The sequence below is a fragment of the Pseudomonas sp. UBT genome (assembly GCF_050915955.1).
Lineage (GTDB): Bacteria > Pseudomonadota > Gammaproteobacteria > Pseudomonadales > Pseudomonadaceae > Aquipseudomonas > Aquipseudomonas antarctica_A.
Window position 1 is genome coordinate 304317 of sequence record NZ_CP168081.1, and the last position, 19803, is coordinate 324119.

A 19803-nucleotide genomic window follows, 5' to 3' on the forward strand; every position below is an offset into this window, starting at 1 on the left:
GACGACTTCAAAGCCCAAGCGGACGCCAAGAAGCGATATTTTAATCGCAACCTTGGAGGCACCTATGTCACAGCAAACCCGCCGCAGTTACACCGACGACTTCAAAGCCCAAGCAGTGAGACTTGCTGAAAGCATTGGTCGAGGAGAAGCTGCGCGACAGTTGGATATCTCGGTCAAAACCCTAGGGAATTGGCTGGACGCCGCACGCAACGGGCGTCCTCTCAGTTCTCCCGCTCGGCACCCGGTCTCTGACTTGGAAAGCGAACTGGCCCGGCTTCGAGCTGAAAATGCCACGCTCAAAATGGAGCGAGAAATCCTAAAAAAAGCGACGGCGTTCTTTGCCAGAGAGTCCAACTGAGATACGCCTTTGTCGCCCGTGAACGGACTCACTTTCCGGTCAGGCTGTTATGTCGAGTGATGGAGGTCTCGGTGTCGGGCTTTCACGGCTATTTGAAGCGCCAGGAGCGCCCTGATCCAGATGCGGTGATTCGCCTGGAAATTCGTGCGATTCATCATGCCAGTCGCGGCACTTATGGGCGTCCACGCATGGTTAAGGCGCTTCATAGCCGGTCATATGCGATTGGTCACAAGCGAGTAGCCCGGCTGATGCGAGAAGAAATGTTGCGAGGGAAGATCAAGGCTCGGTTCAAACACTCGACGGATAACCGGTATATCCAACCAATTTCTGACAACGTATTGAAAAGACGCTTTTCTGTGACAAGCCCAACACCCGCATGGGTGGGAGATATCACCTATATTTCGACGCGTCAGGGGTGGTTGTACTTGGCTGTGGTGCTCAGCATCCAGACGCGTCAGGTACTCGGTTATAGCCTATCGGAGCGTATGCCTGAGGGTTTGGTACAGCAGGCATTCCTGAATGCCTGGACGAAAACGCCGGTTGATCAAGGTGTGATTTTTCACTCCGATCGAGGCCGGCAGTACACAGGCAGCGGTTTTCGCAGCATGATCATGGAAAGAGGCTTCGTACAAAGCATGAGTCGCAAGGGTAACTGCTGGGATAACGCCGTAGCAGAGAGCTTTTTTGCCACACTTAAAAAGGAGGAAGCCACCGGTGTGTATCCCAGCAAAGCACAGGCTCACGCATCTATCGCGAGCTACATCCATGGTTTTTACAACCCGACACGGCTGCACTCGGCGCTGGGATACAGCTCACCTAATGACTACGCAAAGCAACTGAAGCAGACTGCATAACGCTCGCTTTATGGCGTACGTTTTGAGGGAGCAAGTCCATGGTTACTTTTGGGCTCTTTTCAAAAGTGACCCGCCGTAAGGGCGGAACCCATGTCAGCCGTGACCCAAACAACGGATATGCACTCAGCGCCCCCCCCCCGACAACCACAGCACTCAACCCGTAAAAAAAGATGTGTAGATACCTATGGCTATCGCAGGCAACCCAGCTCCCACTGTTTGAGCCGGTTTCTACAGCGAGGTCGGCGTGACCCCACGCACTACCAAATCACTGATAAACCCCAGCCAATCCTGCTGCGGCCCTTTAGCCGACAGGTCTTCACCGAGGAAGGAACTGAGGGTGTGGCGATTGGAGTTATAGAAGTAGCACAGCGAGGCGATCATCAAGTACACGTGCTTAAGGTCGATGTCCAGGCGGAACACGCCCTGGGCCTGGCCGGCTTCTATGATCGGCCGCAATACGCCGACGGCTTCTCCCGACAGCCGGCGCATCTCGCCGGACTGCTGGGCATGCTTGCCCTGGTGCAGATTCTCGATGCTCAGGATCGCCACGAACTCGGGGTGTTTGACGTAGTAATTCCAGATAAACGCCACCAAGTCGCGCAGCGCCTGCACCGGCGCATCCAGGTTCAGCTTGAGTTTGCTTTCGGCTTTATTGAACTGCTCGTAGATGTGCTCCAGCACGCAGACAAACAGGTGTTCCTTGCTGCCGAAATAGTAATAAAGCATACGGTCGTTGGAGTCGGCCGCCTTGGAGATGGTATCGACGCGCCCACCGGAATAGCCGTCGCGGGTGAACACCTGGACCGCCGCCTGCAGAATGCGCGCACGTGTCTGGTCGGCCTGTTGGGCGCGAATACCGGTCTTCTTGATCACCATTAAAAAGCGCCTTACCGACAGTCAAGGCGCGAAATATAGCATGGGCATTTTTGCGGCCGTTCTGTGACCGACAAGTTCTGTAATAAAAACGCCATTGCGCTGGGGATTGGAATCCAGTCGGGCTATTTTGGTGCGTCTCAATAACTAGAGTAGCCATGGATGAAATACCAACCCTTCAGCCGTACCCTGATTGCCACCGCACTGGTGTTGACCGTCAGCGGTGTGCAAGCCGCTTCCCAGGCCCCGGTGGCCGGTGAAAATGGCATGGTGGTCACGGCCCAGCATTTGGCAACTCACGTGGGCGTCGATGTGCTCAAGGCCGGCGGCAACGCGGTCGATGCGGCTGTGGCCGTGGGCTACGCCCTGGCTGTGGTCTACCCGGCGGCGGGCAACCTGGGCGGCGGCGGCTTCATGACCGTGCAACTGGCGGATGGGCGCAAGACTTTCCTCGACTTCCGCGAAAAAGCCCCGTTGGCGGCGACGGCCGACATGTACCTGGACAAAGACGGCAAGGTCATCGACGGCCTGAGCGCCAAGGGCCATTTGGCGGTCGGCGTACCCGGCACGGTGTCCGGGATGGAAACGGCGCTGAGCCAATACGGCACCCTCAAGCGCGCCCAGGTGATTGCCCCGGCGATCAAGCTGGCGGAAAACGGTTTCGAACTGGAGCAGGGTGATATCGACCTGCTGCACACCGCCACCGGCGAGTTCGAAAAAGACCAGGACCTGCGCGCAATCTTCCTGCACAACGGCCAGCCGATGCAGGTCGGCCAGAAGCTGGTGCAGAAAGACCTGGCCAAGACCCTCAAGGAAATCTCCGCCAAGGGCGCCGACGGTTTCTATAAAGGCTGGGTCGCCAAGGCGCTGGTGGATTCCAGCCAGGCCGGCAAAAGCATCATCACCCAGGCTGACCTCGACAAGTACAAGACCCGTGAACTGGCGCCCATCGAGTGCGACTACCGAGGCTACCACGTGGTCTCGGCACCGCCGCCGAGCTCGGGTGGCGTGGTGATCTGCCAGATCATGAACATCCTTGAAGGCTACCCGATGGCCGACCTCGGCTATCACTCGGCCCAAGGCCTGCACTACCAGATCGAAGCGATGCGCCACGCCTACGTGGACCGTAACAGCTACCTGGGCGACCCGGACTTCGTGAAGAACCCGGTCGCTCATTTGCTGGACAAGGACTACGCCGCCAAGCTGCGCGCAGCCATCGAGCCGCAGAAAGCCGGGGATTCCCAGGCGATCAAGCCGGGTGTGTCGCCCCATGAAGGCAACAACACCACGCATTACTCCATCGTCGACAAGTGGGGCAACGCCGTTTCGGTGACCTACACCCTGAACGACTGGTTTGGTGCCGGCGTCATGGCGAGCAAGACCGGGGTGATCCTCAACGATGAAATGGACGACTTCACCGTCAAGGTCGGCGTACCGAACATGTACGGGCTGGTCCAGGGTGAGGCCAATGCCATCGCTCCGGGCAAGGCGCCTTTGTCGTCGATGAGCCCGACCATCGTGACCAAAGACGGCAAGGCCGTGATGGTGGTGGGTACGCCAGGAGGCAGCCGGATTATCACGGCGACCTTGCTGACCATCCTGAATGTCATCGACTACAAGATGAACATCCAGGAGGCCGTCGACGCCCCGCGTTTCCACCAGCAGTGGATGCCTGAGACCACCAACCTCGAGGCCTTCGCCGTCAGCCCGGACACCCAGAAGATCCTGGAAAGCTGGGGCCACAAGTTTGCCGGTCCACAGGACGCCAATCACTTGGCCGCGATCCTGGTGGGCGCACCGTCACTGGGTGGCAAGCCGGTAGGCAACAACCGTTTCTACGGGGCTAACGACCCGCGTCGCAACACCGGCCTGTCTTTGGGCTACTAAACGCCGTCAATTACTGCAGGAGCGAGCCAGCTTGCTCCTGCAGTAGTTGTTCGACTGCGGCGAAGGCCTGGTCGCGGCGTGCCTGCCAACCCCCACGAATCACTACCACGGGCTGCCGGTGCTGTTGCAGCCAGTCCAGGCTGCCCTGGAAAAACGCCCGGCGGTCTGCCAGTTCCGGTTGGCAACGCTGGCCGTCGGCGGTCCATTCCACATCCTCGGGCGAAAGCAGAAGGTGCAGGTCGTAATGCCGCGCCAGCAACTCGCTGTCGAGCCACGCCGGGCAGTCGCCGAACAGCGTCTGGCTCCACAGCGTGTTGGTCAGCAGGTGCGTGTCGAGGATCAGCAGCCCGGGTTGCTCGGCGCGCGCGGCGTCCTCCCAGGCCAGTTGGCCCCGGGCGATGGCGGGGATATCCGCCAGGGTGGTGTCACGCTGATAGTGGTCGATGAAGTACCGCACGTATTCACCGACCATCAGCCCGCCGAAGTGTGTATGCAGTTCAGCCGCCAGCCAGCTTTTGCCGCTGGATTCAGGACCGGCCAGTACCACAACTTTCATGCGTGCAATGCCGGGTCGGCGCGCCATTCACGCCAGCCTTGCACGGCAATCACGGTGAACAGCGCGTAAAGCGCGGCCGTCAGGTACAGGCCTTTATAGAGGAACAGCCCGACGAAGATCACGTCCACCGCAATCCACAGCGGCCAGCATTGCACGCGTTTTTGCGCCATCCACATTTGTGCCACCAGGCTGAAGCCGGTGAGGGCGGCGTCAAGCCAGGGTTGGGCGGCATCGGTCCAATGGGCCATGGCGGCGCCGAGCAGCAGGCTGAAGACTGCGCCGACGGCCAGGCTGGTCATGATCGAAGGCCAACCGAGGCTGCTGACCTGGCGCCCTTGCTTGACGTCACCGGCGCGGGTCCATTGCCACCAGCCGTAGAGTTGCAGGGCGGCGTAGACCACCTGCAGCAGCATGTCGGAATAGAGTTTCACGTCGAAGAACACCCAGGTGTAAAGCAGCACCATCACCAGCCCGATGGGCCAGCACCAGGGGTTCTGTTTGACCGTCAACCAGACAGCGATCACCCCCAGGGCGGCGGCGAACAGTTCAAGCCCGGACATGGCGGTTCCTTGGGGAGGTGGGAGAGGGCGGGGATTGTAACTTCAAAATGTCGAAGGACCAATGTGGGAGGGGCGAGCCGCCTCCCACCTGTTGAACGGTGCTAGACCTTGAATTGGCGCAGCAGCCCATTGAGCTGTTCACTCAACTCGCGCAGATGTGCGCTCGCCACGCTGGATTGTTCCGCCGCCAGCGCTGTGCTGTGAGACAAACCGGCTGCCTGGGTGACGTTCTGGTTGATGTCTTCCACCACATGCGCCTGTTGCAACGTCGCGCTGGCAATCGAGGCGTTCAAGCCATTGAGGTTATGTAACGCCTGGCCGATGGCAGTCAGGCTGGCACCGGCCTGGCCGGCTTGCGCGATGGTGAGTTGCGAGGCGCTATGGCTGTCGCTGATCACCTTGACGGCCGCTTCCGAGTGACCTTGCAGGCGCTCGATCATCGCCTGGATCTCTGCGGTGGATTTTTGCGTGCGCTGGGCCAACAGCCGCACTTCATCGGCCACCACGGCAAACCCACGGCCTTGCTCACCGGCGCGTGCGGCTTCGATGGCGGCGTTGAGGGCCAACAGGTTGGTCTGGTCGGCGATGGAGCGAATCACTTCGAGCACGCCGCCGATCTGCGTGCTTTCACTGGACAGCGTGCGAATCACCTCCACGGCCTGGCTGATGGTGCCGGAGAGCTGGTCGATCTGCTGCAAGCTGCCGTCGATATTCACTTGGCCCTGCTGCGCCTGGGCCTGGGCATCACGCATTTCGCTGGCGGCGTGCTCGGCGTTTTTCGCCACGTCCTGCACGCCGTACGTCACTTCATTGATCGCCGTCGCCACCAGCTCCATCTGTTGCGATTGTTGCTGGCTGCGGTCATGGGCCTGCTGGGCGTTGGTGCCCAACTCCGTGGAGGACTGCCCCAGGGCGTTGGCGCACACCTGCAGCTGGCTGACCACCTGGCGCAACTTTGCCGTAAAGCTGTTGAAGTGCTGCGAAAGCTGGGTGACTTCATCGCGCCCGTGGGTGTCGAGACTGCGGGTCAGGTCGCTTTCGCCACTGGCAATATTGGCCATCGCGTTCACCGCCGCCTGCAACGGCTGCACGATACTGCGGGCAATCAACGTGACCAGCACCGCCATCATCAGCGCAATGACCAGGCCGATCAGCGAGGTTTTCCACACCTGGCCTTTGAATTCGGCCTGCACATCATCCACGTAGACGCCGGAGCCGATAATCCAGCCCCAGGGTTCGAACAGCTGGATATAGGAGGTCTTTTCCACCGGCGCTTCAGCACCCGGTTTCGGCCAGCGGTAGTTAACGATGCCGGCGCCCTTGGCCTTGGCCAGGCTCACGAACTCGTTGAACACCGCAAAACCGTCCGGGTCGCGGATCGCCGAGAGGTTCTGGCCATCCAGCTTGGGGTTGGCCGCGTGCATGATCATCACGGGCGTCAGGTCGTTGATCCAGAAATAATCGTCGTGGTCGTAGCGCAGGCCGCGCACCGCGCTCAGGGCCTGCTTTTGCGCCGCTTCGCGGGTCAATACGCCGGTTTTCTCGAGGTTCTGGTAATAAGCCAATACACCGCTGGCCGTCTGCACCACGTGTTGTGTCTGCTGGCTTTTGGCTTGGTAGAGGTCACCATGGATCTGTTTGAGCATCAGCAACCCGAGGGTCAGCAGCATCAACACGGCGACTATCAGGATCAGCCAAAGACGGCGGCTGATCGACATGCTGCGCAAACTGTTCATCGTCCTGTCACTCCGTGCTTTTTATAATAATGGGCGCTGCATCGACATTTCCGGCTTGTCTGATAGGCTTTCGGCCTGTAATCGAAAAACCTGAGTACTCCCTGATTTTTCACGAAATTTTTGCGGCCCGATGGTGAAAATCCACACCGGGCCTTGAGTGTGCTCGTCGTCAGTGAACTATTAAAAAAACAGACAAGGCATGCCGCCGCGCATGACCTTTGGGGGAAATATGGACTTTTGGACCGCCATACAGGCATTGATTCTTGGCGTTGTGGAGGGGCTGACTGAGTTCCTGCCGATTTCCAGCACCGGGCACCAGATCATCGTCGCCGACTTGATCGGCTTCGGCGGCGAACGTTTTGAAGCGTTCAACATCATCATCCAGTTGGGCGCGATCCTGGCTGTGGTGTGGGAGTTTCGGCGCAAGATCCTCGACGTGGTGATCGGCTTGCCGACCCAGCGCAACGCGCAGCGCTTCACCGTCAACCTGATCATCGCGGTACTGCCGGCCGTGGTGTTGGGGGTGATTTTTGCCGACCTGATCAAGCACTACCTGTTCAACCCGATCACCGTGGCCACCGCCCTGGTGGTGGGTGGCGTGATCATGTTGTGGGCCGAGCGCCGCCAACATGCGGTCCACGCTGAAACAGTGGACGAAATCACCTGGAAAGACGCGCTCAAAGTCGGCGTTGCTCAATGCCTGGCGATGATCCCGGGCACCTCGCGCTCCGGTGCCACCATCATTGGCGGCTTGCTGTTCGGTCTGTCGCGCAAAACCGCTACCGAATTCTCGTTCTTCCTGGCCATGCCAACCATGGTCGGTGCGGCGGTGTACTCGGGCTACAAGTACCGTCATCTGTTCCAGCCCGATGATTTGCCGGTGTTTGCCATCGGTTTTGTCACTTCATTCATCTTCGCGATGATTGCGGTCAAGGCCTTGCTCAAGTTTATTGCCAGCCACAGCTATGCGGCCTTTGCCTGGTATCGGATCGCGTTCGGCCTGGTGATCCTGGCGACCTGGCAGTTTGGCTGGATCGACTGGACGGCGGTCAAGCCATGAACATTCAGCACCCGCGCCTGAAGGCGCTGATCTTTGTGTTGTTGTGCGCCGCGCCGCTGATTGGGGCGGCGTTGGTGTGGTATCGCGGCGAGACGGTGATTCCGCTGGCGGCCTACGGCGTCGTCAGTGTGGTGGCGTTTTTTCTGTACTGGGGTGACAAGCGCAAGGCGCAATCGGAGGGCCCGCGCGTTCGGGAAAATATCCTGCACGCCGTGGAGCTCGCGGGCGGATGGCCGGGGGCGCTGATTGCCCAGCAGGTGTTTCGCCACAAAACGCGCAAGGTGTCTTACCAGGTGCTGTTCTGGGTGATTGTGTTGCTGCACGAGGTGTTCTGGCTCGATCAGCTATTCCTGGGCGGCACGTTGCTGGCGGTTTTATAGGGTAGAGGCGCTTGGGATATACCCTACAAGCCTGCGGGAAGCGCCTCACTCAATCGACCATATGAATGGGCGGTACACCGGCGTTATGCTCAAAGCACTGAACGCAGTGGGGTAATACGGATGTCTTTATCGGATTCATTGCTACGCCATTCTGCTACCGAACTTGGCGCATTGATTCAACAGCGCAAGCTCTCATCTACCGTCATTGTTTCCGCCTACCTCGCACGTATCGAGGCGCTCAACCCTTCGGTTAACGCCTTGGTTCAAGTGTGTGCCGAGGCGGCGCTGGCCAGTGCGTGGGCGGCGGATCATGCAGTCGCCAACGGTGAGTATTGGGGCGCGTTACACGGCGTTCCCTTTACGGTCAAAGATGTTATCGACACGCGCGGCGTGGTGTCGGCGGTGGGTTTGACTGAGCGGGCTCACTACCTGCCGGAACAGGACGCCGTGGTGGTGACGCGCATGAAAGCCGCCGGCGGCATTTTGCTTGGCAAAAGCAACTGCCCGCCGGGTGGCGGCGGCGGTGTCACCCATAATCCTGTCTACGGCGCCACGCGCAACCCGCATGCGCTTGCCTATAGCCCCGGAGGCAGCAGTGGTGGCGAAGCGGCGGCGATTGCTGCTGGGCTTTCACCGTTGGGGCTGGGCAGCGACTCCGGTGGCAGCTTGCGCGTCCCCGCACATTTTTGTGGTGTCTGTACGTTGAAACCCACCAGCGGCCGTGTGCCTAACACCGGTGTCTTTGATCACCCGGGCGGGTTGAGTGACTATCGCAGTCAGATTGGCCCGATGGCCCGGCATGTCGAAGACCTGGCCCTGGTGCTGCAGGTCATTGCCGGTGAAGATGGGCGCGATGCCGGGGTGATTCCGATGCCGTTGCGCGGTATGCAGACTCAAACGCTGAAGGGTTTGCGAGTCGCCTGGTACAGCGATGGCGGCATTGAGTCCGTCGACGCAATCACGCAAGAGACACTGCAGGTAGTGGCCGCTCTGTTGGAACGTGCAGGCGCCTTGATCCGTCCGGCCTTTCCATCGGCGTTGAGCAATGCCCGCGACATTACCGAACGCTACTGGGCAATGAGTAAAGGCACCGGCGCGCAGTCGATACAGTTGCTTTCAGATTGGGATCAGTTTCGCACGGCCATGCTGGGGTTCATGGCCGACTACGACCTTATCCTGTGCCCTGTCGACGCGGCGCCGGCAACCCGCCTGGGAGAGACTCGGCCAGGGCTGTTCAGTCACACGTTGCCTTACAGCCTGGCGGGTTGGCCTTGTGTGGTGGTGCGCGGCGGAACTGATCACGCCGGTTTGCCGGTTGGCGTGCAGATTGTCGCGCGACCCTGGCACGAGCATCTCGCGTTGGCGGCGGCAGCGGCCATTGAGCGCGCGCTGCCGTTCCCGCTTTGAGCGGTCACTCCAGCTTGAGTCCCACTTGCGTGCGCTTGGGCAGCTTGCTCACCACTAACTGGTGCGAGCGTTGCAACAGGCCACGCAGTTCCTCGGCGTTCAGCGGGTAGGGCGTGTTCATGATGATCCATTGCGCCCGTGCCAGGTACGGCGCCGGGTGGATGCCGGGGCGGTCCACATGGCCCAGGAACAGTTCTTTGTCGACCTTGAACGCCAATGAATCGCCCCGCAGGTGCTGCACGGCGAACATCTTGTTGCCGGCGATGGAAAACACCCGCACGCCGCCCCATTTGTAGTCTTCCCGCGCGCCGGGCAGGCTCAGGCAGAAGGTGGCGACTTGTTCTTCGGTCATTTTCATAGCAAACGGTCTCCGCAACCCTTGAAGGCTTCTTCCAGGTAGTCGATCCAGGCTCGGATGGCCGGCAGTACGCCACGCCGGTGCGGGTAGACCGCCTGCAGCCAGCCGCCGGGTGACGACCACTGCGGCAACAACTGCACCAATTGACCGCTGGCCAATTCCTCTTCGCAATACATCATTGGCAGCACGGTAAAGCCCAGGCTCTTCAAGGCGCAGGCTTTGCGCACGATGAAATCGTCGATGCCCAGGCGGGCTTCCAGCGCCAGGTCTTCGCTATTGCCTTGCGGGTCGATCAGGCGCAGGTGCACCAGGCGGTCAGCTTCAAGTGCGCCGAGCACCGGCAGTTGCTTGAGGTCTTCGAGGCTGTTGATTTGCCGCCCCTGGATGAATTCAGGGCTGGCGACGAGGATAGTCTGGGCCTGGCGCAGGCGCTTGGTCACCAGCAGCGGGTCTTCATCGCCTAACTCGCGCACGCGCAGGGCGACGTCGATGCCTTCGGCCACCAGGTCGACACGGCGGTTAACCAGGGTCATTTCCAGTTGTACAAGCGGGTGAGCGGCAAGGAAACCGGCGACCATGTCCGGCAGCATGTGCTGGGCCATGCCCACCGGGCAACTGACCCGTAAGCGCCCGCGCGGTTCGCTGGACATGCTCGCCACGGCTTCGTCGGCCATTTCCGCCTCCAGCAGCATGGCCTGGCAATGGCGCAGGTAGCGCTCGCCGACGGCGGTGAGGGTCAATTGGCGAGTGGTGCGCTGCAAGAGGCGTGCACCAAGGCGTTCTTCCAGCTCGGCAATCCGTCGCGACAACCGTGACTTGGGAATCCCGAGCAGCCGCCCGGCGGCCGCAAAGCCGCCGGCTTCGACGACTTTGGCAAAATAGTAGAGGTCGTTGAGGTCTTGCATGGTCAACCTGTTGTCCTGTCAGTGGGACGAACTATCCGCGTCTGACGAAGGCAAATCCACTACAAAAAAGCCAGCGCCTTGTGGACGCTGGCTATGACAGGCATGCAAGGCTCAGAACTGCAAGCCGGCCACAGGCTTATTCGCTTGCCCTGAACACCGTGAGCAACAGGGCGAGCCCGGCAAACGCCGCACCGGTGAGTGCCTGGCCCTGCCAGCCGTAGAGTTCCGAGGCGAAAGCACCGGCTGCGGAACCCAAGGCGCCACCGATAAAATAAACCACCATGAACACCGTGTTGAGTCGGCTGGTGGCTGACGGCTCCAGTGCCAATACGCGGGTCTGGTTAGCCAGTTGGTTGGTCCGGTTTCCCAGGTCGAGAAACGTCGCCGCGATCAGGATCGGCCACCACCAGCCTTGGGGGCCCAGGGTGTAAATCAGGATAAACGCCACGAGCACCGTGGTGATGCCGACGCGCTCCAGCAGACGGCCATGGCGGCGGGTTTGTTGGCCGATGGTCGAGGCGCAGAGAATGCCGACGATAGCTGATAGGCCCAGCAGCCCAGCCTGCGCGCTGGAAAACCCATACGGCGGCAAGGCCAGCAGCGCGGCCATAGAGCCCCAAAACACATTCAATGCGCCAAATACCAGGGCGCCCTTGATCGCCGATTGGCGCAGGGTCGGGTATTGCCTGGCCAGGCCCCACAGGGATTTGAGCAAGGCGCCATACGCAAGTTTGCTGGTGGAAATCGACACGGGCATGCGCGTCAGGATCGCCAGGAACAGCACCACATCCAATGCCGCCGCCATCGCGAACATGCCGCGCCAACCCAGCCAGCCGCTGACCACACCGCTGACCATCAGGCCCAGCACCGCGCCTTTCTGCTCGGGCGCGCTCAGGTCCGAGGCGGCGGGAATGATCACCTGCGCGCTGATGCCCGACAGCCCCAACAGCAAGCTCGCTATCAGCAGCCAGGCATAAGACGGCGCCGTGGCCGAGGCCAGCAGGCTGATGAAGTTGATGCACAGCACCGCCAGGATCAAGGTGCGCCGGCTGATGCGATCGCCCAGCGGTACAAACAGCAGCAGGCCGCAGGCGTAACCGATTTGCGTGAGCATGGCGATCTGCCCGACATGCGCGGTGGACACCTCGAAGGTGTTGGCAATCAGCGGCAGCATGGCCTGGTTGTAGTAGATCGTGGCGACCGAAAACCCGCAGCAAATGGCGAGAAGAAGGGTCAGCCCTTTGGTCAGGGTGGGGGAGTGTGCGTGCATGGCGTGCCCGGTGGCTGTCGAATCTGCGGCGAGAATGAAGTGAAGCGCGCGTTAAATCCAGCGTCGCAGAGGTTTGGGCAGCGACGGTGTGGGATTGGGTTTTTGCTGAATTTGGATTGTCCTGCTGGCAGGACAAACAATCGCATTTCAGCCCTCTAATCGAACATTGGGTTCATGTGTAGCATCAACCTCACTCGGTCGCCTCGTCGCGATCCTCACTTGGAGATCCCACATGAAACTGTTGCATATTGATTCCAGCATCCTCGGCGACAACTCGGCTTCCCGTCAGCTCAGCGCTGGTGTGGTCAAGGCCTGGCAAGCGGCTGAGCCGGGTGTGGAAGTGACTTACCGCGACCTGGCCAGCGAAGGCATCAGCCACTTTTCCGGCGTGACCCTCGGTGCGCTGGGCACCGCTGCCGAGTTGCGTGACGCCGTACAAAAGCACGAAGCCGAGCTGAGCGCTTCGTCGCTGGCTGAATTCATCGCTGCCGACGCTGTGGTGATTGGCGCGCCGATGTACAACTTTTCGGTGCCTTCGCAGCTCAAGGCCTGGATCGACCGCATCGCGGTCGCCGGCCAGACGTTCCGTTACACCGAAGCCGGCCCTGAAGGCCTGTGCGGTGGCAAGAAACTGATCATTGTGTCCACAGCAGGTGGCCTGCACGCCGGCCAGGCGAGCAATGTCGGCCACGAAGACTACTTGAAGCTGGTGTTTGGCTTCCTCGGCATCACTGACATTGAGTTTGTCCGCGCCCAAGGCCTGGCCTACGGTGAGGAAGTGCGCAGCAAAGCACTGAGCGACGCTAACGTCGTCATCAACGAACAATTGTTCGCCGCCGCGTAAGGCTTGTGTAAATTTCGCCTTTGCTCGGTTCCAATCTGAGCCCAGGCGCCTAAACTCTGTATTCTGATCGCCTCAAACGATCGGAGTACGGAGTTTTTTCGTTTACCCGCTGTCACTACTTTGGCCCAGGTTATGCAGGTATGGGTTAATCACCCGGTGCGAGTGCCTTGAACCATGGACTTTTCAAATCGATATGCCGCGGGTGTTGATCGTGGTCGCGCAGCAAAGGTGGACATCCCCATGATGCGTCTTTGTGCCGTTTTGGTTCTTTCCCTGCTCGGTAGCCTGATTTCAGTGCACGCCGCGCCAGCACCGCACCCGCATTGGAGTGTGGGCTTCCACCGCATGAGTTTTCTCGACCCGCTGGATCAGCAGCCGATGAAAGCCATCGCGTTCTATCCGTCTACCGACGATGATCACAGCACGCAGATGGGGCCTTATCACGTCGCCGCCACGGAAGACTCCAAGGTCGCCATTGGCCGTTTCCCCATGCTGATGTTGTCCCACGGCAACACAGGCACACCGCTGGCGCTGCATGACCTGGCCACCTCGCTGGCGCGCAAAGGCTTTGTGGTGGTGGCTGTTTTGCACCCTGGCGACAACTACAAGGACCACAGCCGACTGGGCACGGTGAGCAACCTGTATGGGCGGCCGATCCAGATTTCCGCAGCGATCACGGCCACCCTCGGCGACCCGATGCTGTCGCCGTTCGTGAACGTTGATCAGGTAGGTGTTATCGGTTATTCCGCCGGCGGCGAAACTGCATTGATCCTCGCGGGTGCCAAGCCGGATTTTGACCGTCTGCGTCGCTATTGCCACGAACGCCCGGAAGACCGTGACGCCTGCACCACCAACGGCGAGTTAGTGGTCGATCGCGATGACTTGCAGCCGCAGGCCGATCCACGAATCCACGCCTTGATGCTGATGGCACCGTTGAGCCTGATGTTTGGCCGCCATACCCTGGCCGACGTGCATGTGCCGGTGCTGCTCTACAGTGGCGATGGCGACAAGTTGGTGGCGGTGGACAAGAATGCCGCCGCCCTGGCCCGCAAACTGCCGCAGCCACCGGATTTCAAACTGTTGGCCGGAGCAGGGCACTTCGTATTCATGGCGCCGTGTGACAGCGATCAATTGGCGACAATGCCGGCCATCTGTACAGATGCCGACGGTGTAGACCGCGAAGGCATCCACCGCGACCTTATTTCAGAGGCGGGGCGCTTCTTCGTCCACACCCTCGGGCAATCGACCCGCGCCGGTTTGCAGACGGCTGATCAGTAAGCTCGACGCTTGAGCAGTACGGTCAGGCCCAGCGCTGTGACGGACAATAGCGCCGCGCAAAAGAAGATCCAGCTGTAGCCGAGGTTCAGCGCTACGGCGCCCATCAATGGCCCGGCGATCGCCAGGGCCAAATCAAAAAACACGGCATAGGCACTCAACCCGGCGCCACGGCTGCTGTTGGGCACCTGTTTGATGGCTTCCACGCCCAGCGCCGGGTAGACCAGCGACAAGCCGAAACCGGTCAGGCCGGCACCGATCAGGGCGACGCCTGTGGAGGGCGCCAGCCACAGCAGGGTCAGGCCCATGGTTTCGATGGTCATGCAGGCAATCGCCGCCGTAAATCCACCAAAGCGGCTGATGGCCGAGATAAACACCAGGCGCGAGAGGATAAAACACACGCCAAACACTGTAAGGCAGTACGCCGCGCCAGCCCAGCCGCGATTGAGGTAATACAGGGTGATAAAGGTGGTCAGCGTGCCGTAGCCGATTGAGGCCAGGCACAGGCTGGCGCCAAACGGGGCGATGCGCCCGAACACCGCCCAGAATGGCAGCCGCTCGCCGCGCACCACCGGCACCGACGGTTTATTGCGGATCAGCACCAGGCCCACTGCCGCCAATACTGACAGGGCGATTCCGAGGCTGGTGTAGCCGTAGTCCGCCACCATCACCACGCCCAGCGGCGCGCCAATCGCAATGGCGCCGTAGGACGCGATGCCATTCCAGGAAATCGAGCGTGCTGTGTGTTCGACGCCTACCGCACCCATGCACCAACTGATGGTGCCCACGCCGATCAGGCCCTGGGCTACGCCGAGCAGCAACCGGGCGACGATCAGAATGCCGAGGCTCAAGGCAGGCACGCTCTCAAGTAATGTCGCGAAAAACGTCAGCACGCCGCTGGCCAGGATGCCCGACAGGCCCAGCACAATCGCGCGTTTGGTGCCGACGTTGTCCGACATCCGCCCGGCCATTGGACGGCTGAGCAGGGTCGCCAGGTATTGCGAGCCGATGGTAAGCCCGGCCACTACGGCGCTGAAGCCCAATTGTTCATGCACATAGCCCGGGATGACCGCGATCGGCAGGCCGATGCAGAGAAAGGCGATGAAGGTGTAGAAGACGATGGAGACAATCTGCCGGGTGATCGACAGGGACGTGGGGGCGGCGGCAGGCATGGTCACTCGTTCGCGGGCGGGCGGTGACGGCATGATGGCAAGGGCTTGGGGGAAAAGGAAGCAGGCTAACTAGTTTGTTTGATTCGCAGGGGAGTGTGCCCGGTCGGCTTTTTTGTGGCGAGCAGGCTTGCCCTGCGTTGGGCCGCGCAGCAGCCGCCATAAAAAACACCGCGTTCTGCCTGGCAGAACGCGGTGTCTGGTTTTAGGGCCGCTTCGCAGCCCAACGCAGGGCAAGCCCGCTTGCCACAATGGCGCTCTAAGTGACTTAGAACACCACGCCTTGGCTACGCAGGTAGTCGTCGTAGGTGCCGCTGAAGTCGATCACGCCGCTTGGGCTCAACTCGATGATGCGGGTGGCCAGGGACGATACGAACTCACGGTCGTGGCTGACGAAGATCAGCGTGCCCGGGTAGTTTTCCAGCGCCAGGTTCAGCGCTTCGATGGATTCCATGTCCAAGTGGTTGGTCGGTTCGTCCATGATCAGCACGTTCGGCTTTTGCAGGATCAGCTTGCCGAACAGCATGCGACCTTGCTCACCACCGGAAATCACCTTGACCGACTTGAGGATCTCATCGTTGGAGAACAGCATGCGGCCCAGGGTGCCACGGATCACTTGCTCGCCTTGGGTCCATTGACCCATCCAGTCGAACAGGCTCATGTCGTCTTCAAAGTCCGAAGCGTGGTCTTGGGCGTAGTAGCCCAATTCTGCGGCGTCGGTCCATTTGATGCTACCCGCATCCGGCGTCAGTTCATTGACCAGGGTGCGCAGCAGGGTGGTCTTGCCGATACCGTTCGGGCCGATGATCGCCACGCGCTCGCCGGCTTCAACCTGGAAGCTGAAGTCCTTGAACAGCGGCTTGCCGTCGAAGCCTTTGGCCATACGATCGACGATGACCGCCTGGCGGTGCAGTTTCTTGGTTTGTTCGAAACGGATGAACGGGCTCACACGGCTCGAAGGCTTGACCTCGGCCAGTTGGATCTTGTCGATCGCCTTGGCGCGGGAAGTGGCCTGCTTGGCTTTCGAGGCGTTGGCCGAGAAGCGGCTGACGAACGATTGCAGTTCGGAGATCTGCGCTTTCTTCTTGGCGTTGTCCGACAGCAGTTGCTCGCGGGACTGGGTTGCCACGGTCATGTACTCGTCGTAGTTGCCCGGGAACAGGCGCAGCTCGCCGTAGTCCAGGTCAGCCATGTGGGTGCACACGCTGTTCAGGAAGTGACGGTCGTGAGAGATGATGATCATCAGGCTGGAGCGCTGGGTCAGGATGTTTTCCAGCCAGCGGATGGTGTTGATGTCCAGGTGGTTGGTCGGTTCGTCGAGCAACAGCACTTCAGGGTCGGAGAACAACGCCTGGGCCAGCAATACGCGCAGTTTCCAGCCTGGCGACACTTCGCTCATCGGGCCGAAGTGTTGTTCCAGGGGAATACCCAGGCCCAGCAGCAGCTCACCGGCACGGGATTCGGCGGTGTAGCCGTCCATCTCGGCGAATTCGGTTTCCAGCTCGGCCACGGCCATGCCGTCGTCTTCGCTCATTTCCGGCAGCGAGTAGATGCGGTCGCGCTCGGCCTTGACCTTCCACAGTTCCTCGTGACCCATGATCACGGTGTCGAGTACGGTGAATTCTTCGTAGGCGAACTGGTCCTGGCGCAGTTTACCCAGGCGTACGTTCGGCTCCAGCATGACCTGGCCACCGGACGGATCGAGGTCGCCGCCGAGGATTTTCATGAAGGTCGACTTGCCGCAACCGTTGGCACCGATCAAACCATAACGGTTGCCGGCGCCGAACTTGACCGAGACGTTCTCGAAGAGCGGCTTGGCGCCGAACTGCATGGTGATGTTAGCTGTGGAGATCAATTACTTTACCTATCAATGGGTTGCGAGCGTGGCGGCAGGAGCCTTCAGGCATGCGTCAACAGCGACATCAAGGCGCGAAACCCGGTCGCTGAGCAGAAAATTTTGGATGTGTGTTGGAATTTGGCGCGCATTGTCGCATATGTCAGGCGACAGTTGTATGGCGAGCGAGGGATGGTTTCATCAGCGTCTCCGGCATGGCCAGCCATAACAAGGCTAACGCCACCGCAGCGACGCCCGCCAGCGTCAGGAACGCCGCGTTATAGCCGGCCTGTTGCACGACGAAACCGGCCAGGCTGCTGCTCAGTGCCGCGCCCAGCCCAAACACCGTGGACAGCGCGCCGAGGCTGACATTGAAACGGCCAGTGCCCTGGGTCAGGTCTTTGACGATGACCGGGAACAGCGCGCCGAAAATCCCCGCGCCGATGCCATCGAGCATCTGCACGGCGACCAACCAATAGGGGTCGCTGGACAACGTATACAGCACGCCGCGCAGCGGCAAAATCATGAAACCGGCCAACAGCAGCGGCTTGCGCCCCCACAGGTCTGCCTTGAGCCCAACCAGCCACGCCATCGGCACCATCACCAATTGTGCGGCGACGATACACGCCGAGGTCAGCGGCGTGGCCATTTGCAGGTTGATCTGTGACAGCTTCTGGCTGACCAGCGGCAGCATGGCGGCATTGGCCAGGTGGAAAAGGGCGCAACAGATGGCGAACAGCAGCAGCGGGCGATTGCCCAGTAATACCTTCATGCCGGAGGGTTGTTCGTGATCGCGGGTGTGGGCCGGGTCAAAGCCCCGAGCGACCTCATGGTCTATCGCCTTGGCCGAGACGCAACTGACCGCCACAATACTGGCCAACGCCATAAAGGCCATCAGGTAGAACACCACCACCGGGCCGAACAGGTACGCCAACCCGCCGGCCAACAGCGCCGCCACGGCATTGCCGGCGTGGTTGAAGGTTTCATTGCGCCCGGTACGGCGGGTGAAGGCGCGCGGCCCGGTAATCCCCAACGAAATCGCCGAAATCGCCGGGGCGAACACCGAGGCGGCGACGGCACTGGCGGCCTGGGTCAAGGCTACCCAACTGAAAGCGCTGACAAACGGCAGCGTCAGGCAACTGACCGTAACGAGGATGGCGGCCACGGCTATCACCGCGCGTTTGCTGCGTGTGCGGTCAATCAGTGCGCCCGCCGGGCCCTGAGTGAGCAAGCCGGCGATACCCGCGAGCGTCATCACCACACCGATGCTGGCCGGGTCCCATTTATGGACGGCCAGCAGGTAGATCGCCAGGTAAGGTCCCAGCCCGTCGCGGACGTCGGCCAGGAAGAAATTCAGGCTGTCCAGGGATAAGGTATTACGCAGGTCAGCGTGATTGGCCACGGCGAACTCTTCGGGAGGGGCGTTCAAGGGCTGAACACTCATTGGCTTAGTGACCTGTTGGCGTGTGGAGAAGTTTCGCTTCCGTGGAGGGTTTCGTCCGACAGGTAATTGGCTTATTTTCCGCAGATTGCTTTAACGACTATCTGGAGACGCAATGGACATGCCCTCAGCCCAACAGGCCATCGCCAGCAACAAAGACGCCTGGGATGCATCCGCCACGCTGCACAAAGACAGCCCTGACTGGAATGCACTGCTGGCCTCGATTGCCCACGCGGACTTTTCCTGCCTCGACCCGACCATCACTGCACTGCTGCAAGACGTCGGCGTTGCCGGTAAGGACGTGGTGCAATTGTGCTGCAACAACGGTCGCGAAAGCCTGTCGTTGTTCGCCTTGGGCGCGCGCGCCGTGGTGGGCGTCGATCAATCTCGAGCCTTTCTCCTGCAAGCGCGGGAACTGGCCGATGTTTCGCCCCACAGCCCGGAGTTTATTGAAGCCGATATCCATCATCTGCCTGAGGGCTTGCAGGGGCGTTTCGATGTGGCCCTGGTGACGATTGGCGTACTGAACTGGATGCCGGATGTGGCGCTGTTTATGCGGCATGCGGCCAGTACGCTAAAACCCGGTGGCACCCTGGTGATCTACGAGACTCACCCGTTCCTCGAAGTGTTCGACCCGCGGGCCGCCAATCCGCTGTTGCCCACCAGTTCGTACTTCCAGCGCGATCCGTTCGTGTTACAGCAGTCGATTGTCTATGAAGGGCTGGACGAGGTTCCCGGGCCGACGTCTTATTGGTACGTGCATACCCTGGGCAGCATCGTAAGCGGGTTGATCTCGGCGCAGTTGCAGGTTGACCATCTGCGAGAGTATCCGCATTCAAATCGTGAAGAGTTGTATGACCAATACGAGCACCAATCGGCCCAGTTGCCCCTGTGCTTCACCTTGACCGCCAGCAAACGTCTCGTCTGAGCCGGTTGACCGCGCAAAAAAAAAGCCCGCGAGAAGAGGCGGGCCAAGTGATTCACTGGAGTAGGTAGGCCTCACCCTATAGGCCGGAAAGTGAAGGTCATGTGAAAA

At 60.5% G+C, this 19803-nt stretch carries 19 protein-coding genes; 9 read left to right on the forward strand and 10 right to left on the reverse strand.

Features of this window, described 5'->3' with window-relative positions:
• Window positions 1–358: transposase (locus ACDZ94_RS25860; protein ID WP_432751625.1), on the forward strand; the 358-nt coding region annotated here is incomplete at its 5' end.
• Entirely contained in the window at window positions 355–1212 is an 858-nt protein-coding gene (locus tag ACDZ94_RS25865) for an IS3 family transposase (RefSeq protein WP_221296079.1), read from the forward strand. The genes ACDZ94_RS25860 and ACDZ94_RS25865, both read left to right, overlap by 4 nt.
• 228 nt (window positions 1213–1440) lie before the next feature.
• On the opposite strand, the gene ACDZ94_RS25870 is transcribed toward ACDZ94_RS25865, so the two are convergent.
• Window positions 1441–2088, reverse strand: a complete 648-nt coding sequence (locus ACDZ94_RS25870) for a TetR family transcriptional regulator (protein ID WP_221294640.1) — start codon at window positions 2086–2088, stop codon at window positions 1441–1443.
• 159 nt (window positions 2089–2247) lie between these two features.
• Between ACDZ94_RS25870 and ggt the strand changes: the two genes are divergently transcribed.
• Window positions 2248–3972: a gamma-glutamyltransferase gene (gene ggt / locus ACDZ94_RS25875; RefSeq protein WP_432751626.1), complete on the forward strand. Its 1725-nt coding sequence runs from the start codon at window positions 2248–2250 to the stop codon at window positions 3970–3972.
• Window positions 3973–3982: 10 nt separating this feature from the next.
• On the opposite strand, the gene ACDZ94_RS25880 is transcribed toward ggt, so the two are convergent.
• The 3 genes from ACDZ94_RS25880 to ACDZ94_RS25890 form a co-directional block, all read right to left on the reverse strand.
• The gene (locus ACDZ94_RS25880) at window positions 3983–4528 is read right to left on the reverse strand and encodes an AAA family ATPase (RefSeq protein ID WP_432751855.1); all 546 of its coding nucleotides are present in this window, start codon (window positions 4526–4528) and stop codon (window positions 3983–3985) included.
• On the reverse strand, window positions 4525–5088 hold the full coding sequence (gene pnuC, locus ACDZ94_RS25885) for a nicotinamide riboside transporter PnuC (protein ID WP_064452266.1): 564 nt from the start codon (window positions 5086–5088) through the stop codon (window positions 4525–4527). The genes ACDZ94_RS25880 and pnuC overlap by 4 nt, the downstream gene beginning before the upstream one ends.
• A gap of 101 nt (window positions 5089–5189) precedes the next feature.
• On the reverse strand, window positions 5190–6824 hold the full coding sequence (locus tag ACDZ94_RS25890; protein WP_262667860.1) for a methyl-accepting chemotaxis protein: 1635 nt from the start codon (window positions 6822–6824) through the stop codon (window positions 5190–5192).
• Between the two features lie 229 nt (window positions 6825–7053).
• On the opposite strand from ACDZ94_RS25890, the gene ACDZ94_RS25895 reads away from it, so the two are divergent.
• From ACDZ94_RS25895 to ACDZ94_RS25905, 3 genes are all read left to right on the forward strand, one after another.
• Window positions 7054–7884: an undecaprenyl-diphosphate phosphatase gene (locus ACDZ94_RS25895; RefSeq protein WP_064454929.1), complete on the forward strand. Its 831-nt coding sequence runs from the start codon at window positions 7054–7056 to the stop codon at window positions 7882–7884.
• Window positions 7881–8264, forward strand: coding sequence for a DUF1294 domain-containing protein (locus ACDZ94_RS25900; RefSeq protein WP_221294641.1), 384 nt, complete (start codon window positions 7881–7883; stop codon window positions 8262–8264). The genes ACDZ94_RS25895 and ACDZ94_RS25900 overlap by 4 nt, the downstream gene beginning before the upstream one ends.
• Before the next feature lie 120 nt (window positions 8265–8384).
• The gene (locus tag ACDZ94_RS25905; RefSeq protein WP_432751627.1) at window positions 8385–9671 is read left to right on the forward strand and encodes an amidase; all 1287 of its coding nucleotides are present in this window, start codon (window positions 8385–8387) and stop codon (window positions 9669–9671) included.
• Window positions 9672–9675: 4 nt separating this feature from the next.
• On the opposite strand, the gene ACDZ94_RS25910 is transcribed toward ACDZ94_RS25905, so the two are convergent.
• The 3 genes from ACDZ94_RS25910 to ACDZ94_RS25920 form a co-directional block, all read right to left on the reverse strand.
• Window positions 9676–10029 carry an MmcQ/YjbR family DNA-binding protein gene (locus tag ACDZ94_RS25910; RefSeq protein ID WP_064452270.1) on the reverse strand — a complete coding sequence of 118 codons (354 nt, stop codon included), beginning with the start codon at window positions 10027–10029 and terminating at the stop codon, window positions 9676–9678.
• Window positions 10026–10934, reverse strand: a complete 909-nt coding sequence (locus ACDZ94_RS25915) for a LysR substrate-binding domain-containing protein (RefSeq protein ID WP_221296082.1) — start codon at window positions 10932–10934, stop codon at window positions 10026–10028. The genes ACDZ94_RS25910 and ACDZ94_RS25915 overlap by 4 nt, the downstream gene beginning before the upstream one ends.
• A gap of 136 nt (window positions 10935–11070) precedes the next feature.
• On the reverse strand, window positions 11071–12204 hold the full coding sequence (locus tag ACDZ94_RS25920) for an MFS transporter (protein WP_432751628.1): 1134 nt from the start codon (window positions 12202–12204) through the stop codon (window positions 11071–11073).
• A gap of 232 nt (window positions 12205–12436) precedes the next feature.
• Between ACDZ94_RS25920 and ACDZ94_RS25925 the strand changes: the two genes are divergently transcribed.
• Both ACDZ94_RS25925 and ACDZ94_RS25930 read left to right on the forward strand, forming a co-directional pair.
• A complete protein-coding gene (locus ACDZ94_RS25925) occupies window positions 12437–13048 on the forward strand; it encodes an FMN-dependent NADH-azoreductase (RefSeq protein ID WP_064452273.1) in 612 nt (203 codons plus the stop codon).
• 240 nt (window positions 13049–13288) lie between these two features.
• The gene (locus ACDZ94_RS25930; RefSeq protein WP_064452274.1) at window positions 13289–14326 is read left to right on the forward strand and encodes an alpha/beta hydrolase family protein; all 1038 of its coding nucleotides are present in this window, start codon (window positions 13289–13291) and stop codon (window positions 14324–14326) included.
• Here the strand turns inward: ACDZ94_RS25930 and ACDZ94_RS25935 are convergent.
• From ACDZ94_RS25935 to ACDZ94_RS25945, 3 genes are all read right to left on the reverse strand, one after another.
• Entirely contained in the window at window positions 14320–15495 is a 1176-nt protein-coding gene (locus ACDZ94_RS25935; RefSeq protein WP_432751629.1) for an MFS transporter, read from the reverse strand. The genes ACDZ94_RS25930 and ACDZ94_RS25935 overlap by 7 nt on opposite strands.
• A gap of 265 nt (window positions 15496–15760) precedes the next feature.
• Window positions 15761–17347: an ABC-F family ATPase gene (locus ACDZ94_RS25940; RefSeq protein WP_074851754.1), complete on the reverse strand. Its 1587-nt coding sequence runs from the start codon at window positions 17345–17347 to the stop codon at window positions 15761–15763.
• A gap of 142 nt (window positions 17348–17489) precedes the next feature.
• Complete coding sequence (locus ACDZ94_RS25945; protein WP_064454930.1) at window positions 17490–18728, reverse strand: MFS transporter; 1239 nt, start codon at window positions 18726–18728, stop codon at window positions 17490–17492.
• A gap of 154 nt (window positions 18729–18882) precedes the next feature.
• Here ACDZ94_RS25945 and ACDZ94_RS25950 point away from each other — a divergent pair, with 154 nt between their 5' ends.
• Entirely contained in the window at window positions 18883–19695 is an 813-nt protein-coding gene (locus ACDZ94_RS25950) for a class I SAM-dependent methyltransferase (RefSeq protein ID WP_432751630.1), read from the forward strand.
• Window positions 19696–19803 lie beyond the last annotated feature (108 nt).

What these genes read in the sequence shown, in the direction of transcription:
- ACDZ94_RS25870 (WP_221294640.1), bottom strand. Translation starts at nt 2,088, where the DNA reads ATGGTGATCAAGAAGACCGGTATTCGCGCCCAACAGGCCGACCAGACA.
- ggt (WP_432751626.1), top strand. Translation starts at nt 2,248, where the DNA reads ATGAAATACCAACCCTTCAGCCGTACCCTGATTGCCACCGCACTGGTG.
- ACDZ94_RS25880 (WP_432751855.1), bottom strand. Translation starts at nt 4,528, where the DNA reads ATGAAAGTTGTGGTACTGGCCGGTCCTGAATCCAGCGGCAAAAGCTGG.
- pnuC (WP_064452266.1), bottom strand. Translation starts at nt 5,088, where the DNA reads ATGTCCGGGCTTGAACTGTTCGCCGCCGCCCTGGGGGTGATCGCTGTC.
- ACDZ94_RS25890 (WP_262667860.1), bottom strand. Translation starts at nt 6,824, where the DNA reads ATGAACAGTTTGCGCAGCATGTCGATCAGCCGCCGTCTTTGGCTGATC.
- ACDZ94_RS25895 (WP_064454929.1), top strand. Translation starts at nt 7,054, where the DNA reads ATGGACTTTTGGACCGCCATACAGGCATTGATTCTTGGCGTTGTGGAG.
- ACDZ94_RS25900 (WP_221294641.1), top strand. Translation starts at nt 7,881, where the DNA reads ATGAACATTCAGCACCCGCGCCTGAAGGCGCTGATCTTTGTGTTGTTG.
- ACDZ94_RS25905 (WP_432751627.1), top strand. Translation starts at nt 8,385, where the DNA reads ATGTCTTTATCGGATTCATTGCTACGCCATTCTGCTACCGAACTTGGC.
- ACDZ94_RS25910 (WP_064452270.1), bottom strand. Translation starts at nt 10,029, where the DNA reads ATGAAAATGACCGAAGAACAAGTCGCCACCTTCTGCCTGAGCCTGCCC.
- ACDZ94_RS25915 (WP_221296082.1), bottom strand. Translation starts at nt 10,934, where the DNA reads ATGCAAGACCTCAACGACCTCTACTATTTTGCCAAAGTCGTCGAAGCC.
- ACDZ94_RS25920 (WP_432751628.1), bottom strand. Translation starts at nt 12,204, where the DNA reads ATGCACGCACACTCCCCCACCCTGACCAAAGGGCTGACCCTTCTTCTC.
- ACDZ94_RS25925 (WP_064452273.1), top strand. Translation starts at nt 12,437, where the DNA reads ATGAAACTGTTGCATATTGATTCCAGCATCCTCGGCGACAACTCGGCT.
- ACDZ94_RS25930 (WP_064452274.1), top strand. Translation starts at nt 13,289, where the DNA reads ATGATGCGTCTTTGTGCCGTTTTGGTTCTTTCCCTGCTCGGTAGCCTG.
- ACDZ94_RS25935 (WP_432751629.1), bottom strand. Translation starts at nt 15,495, where the DNA reads ATGCCTGCCGCCGCCCCCACGTCCCTGTCGATCACCCGGCAGATTGTC.
- ACDZ94_RS25950 (WP_432751630.1), top strand. Translation starts at nt 18,883, where the DNA reads ATGGACATGCCCTCAGCCCAACAGGCCATCGCCAGCAACAAAGACGCC.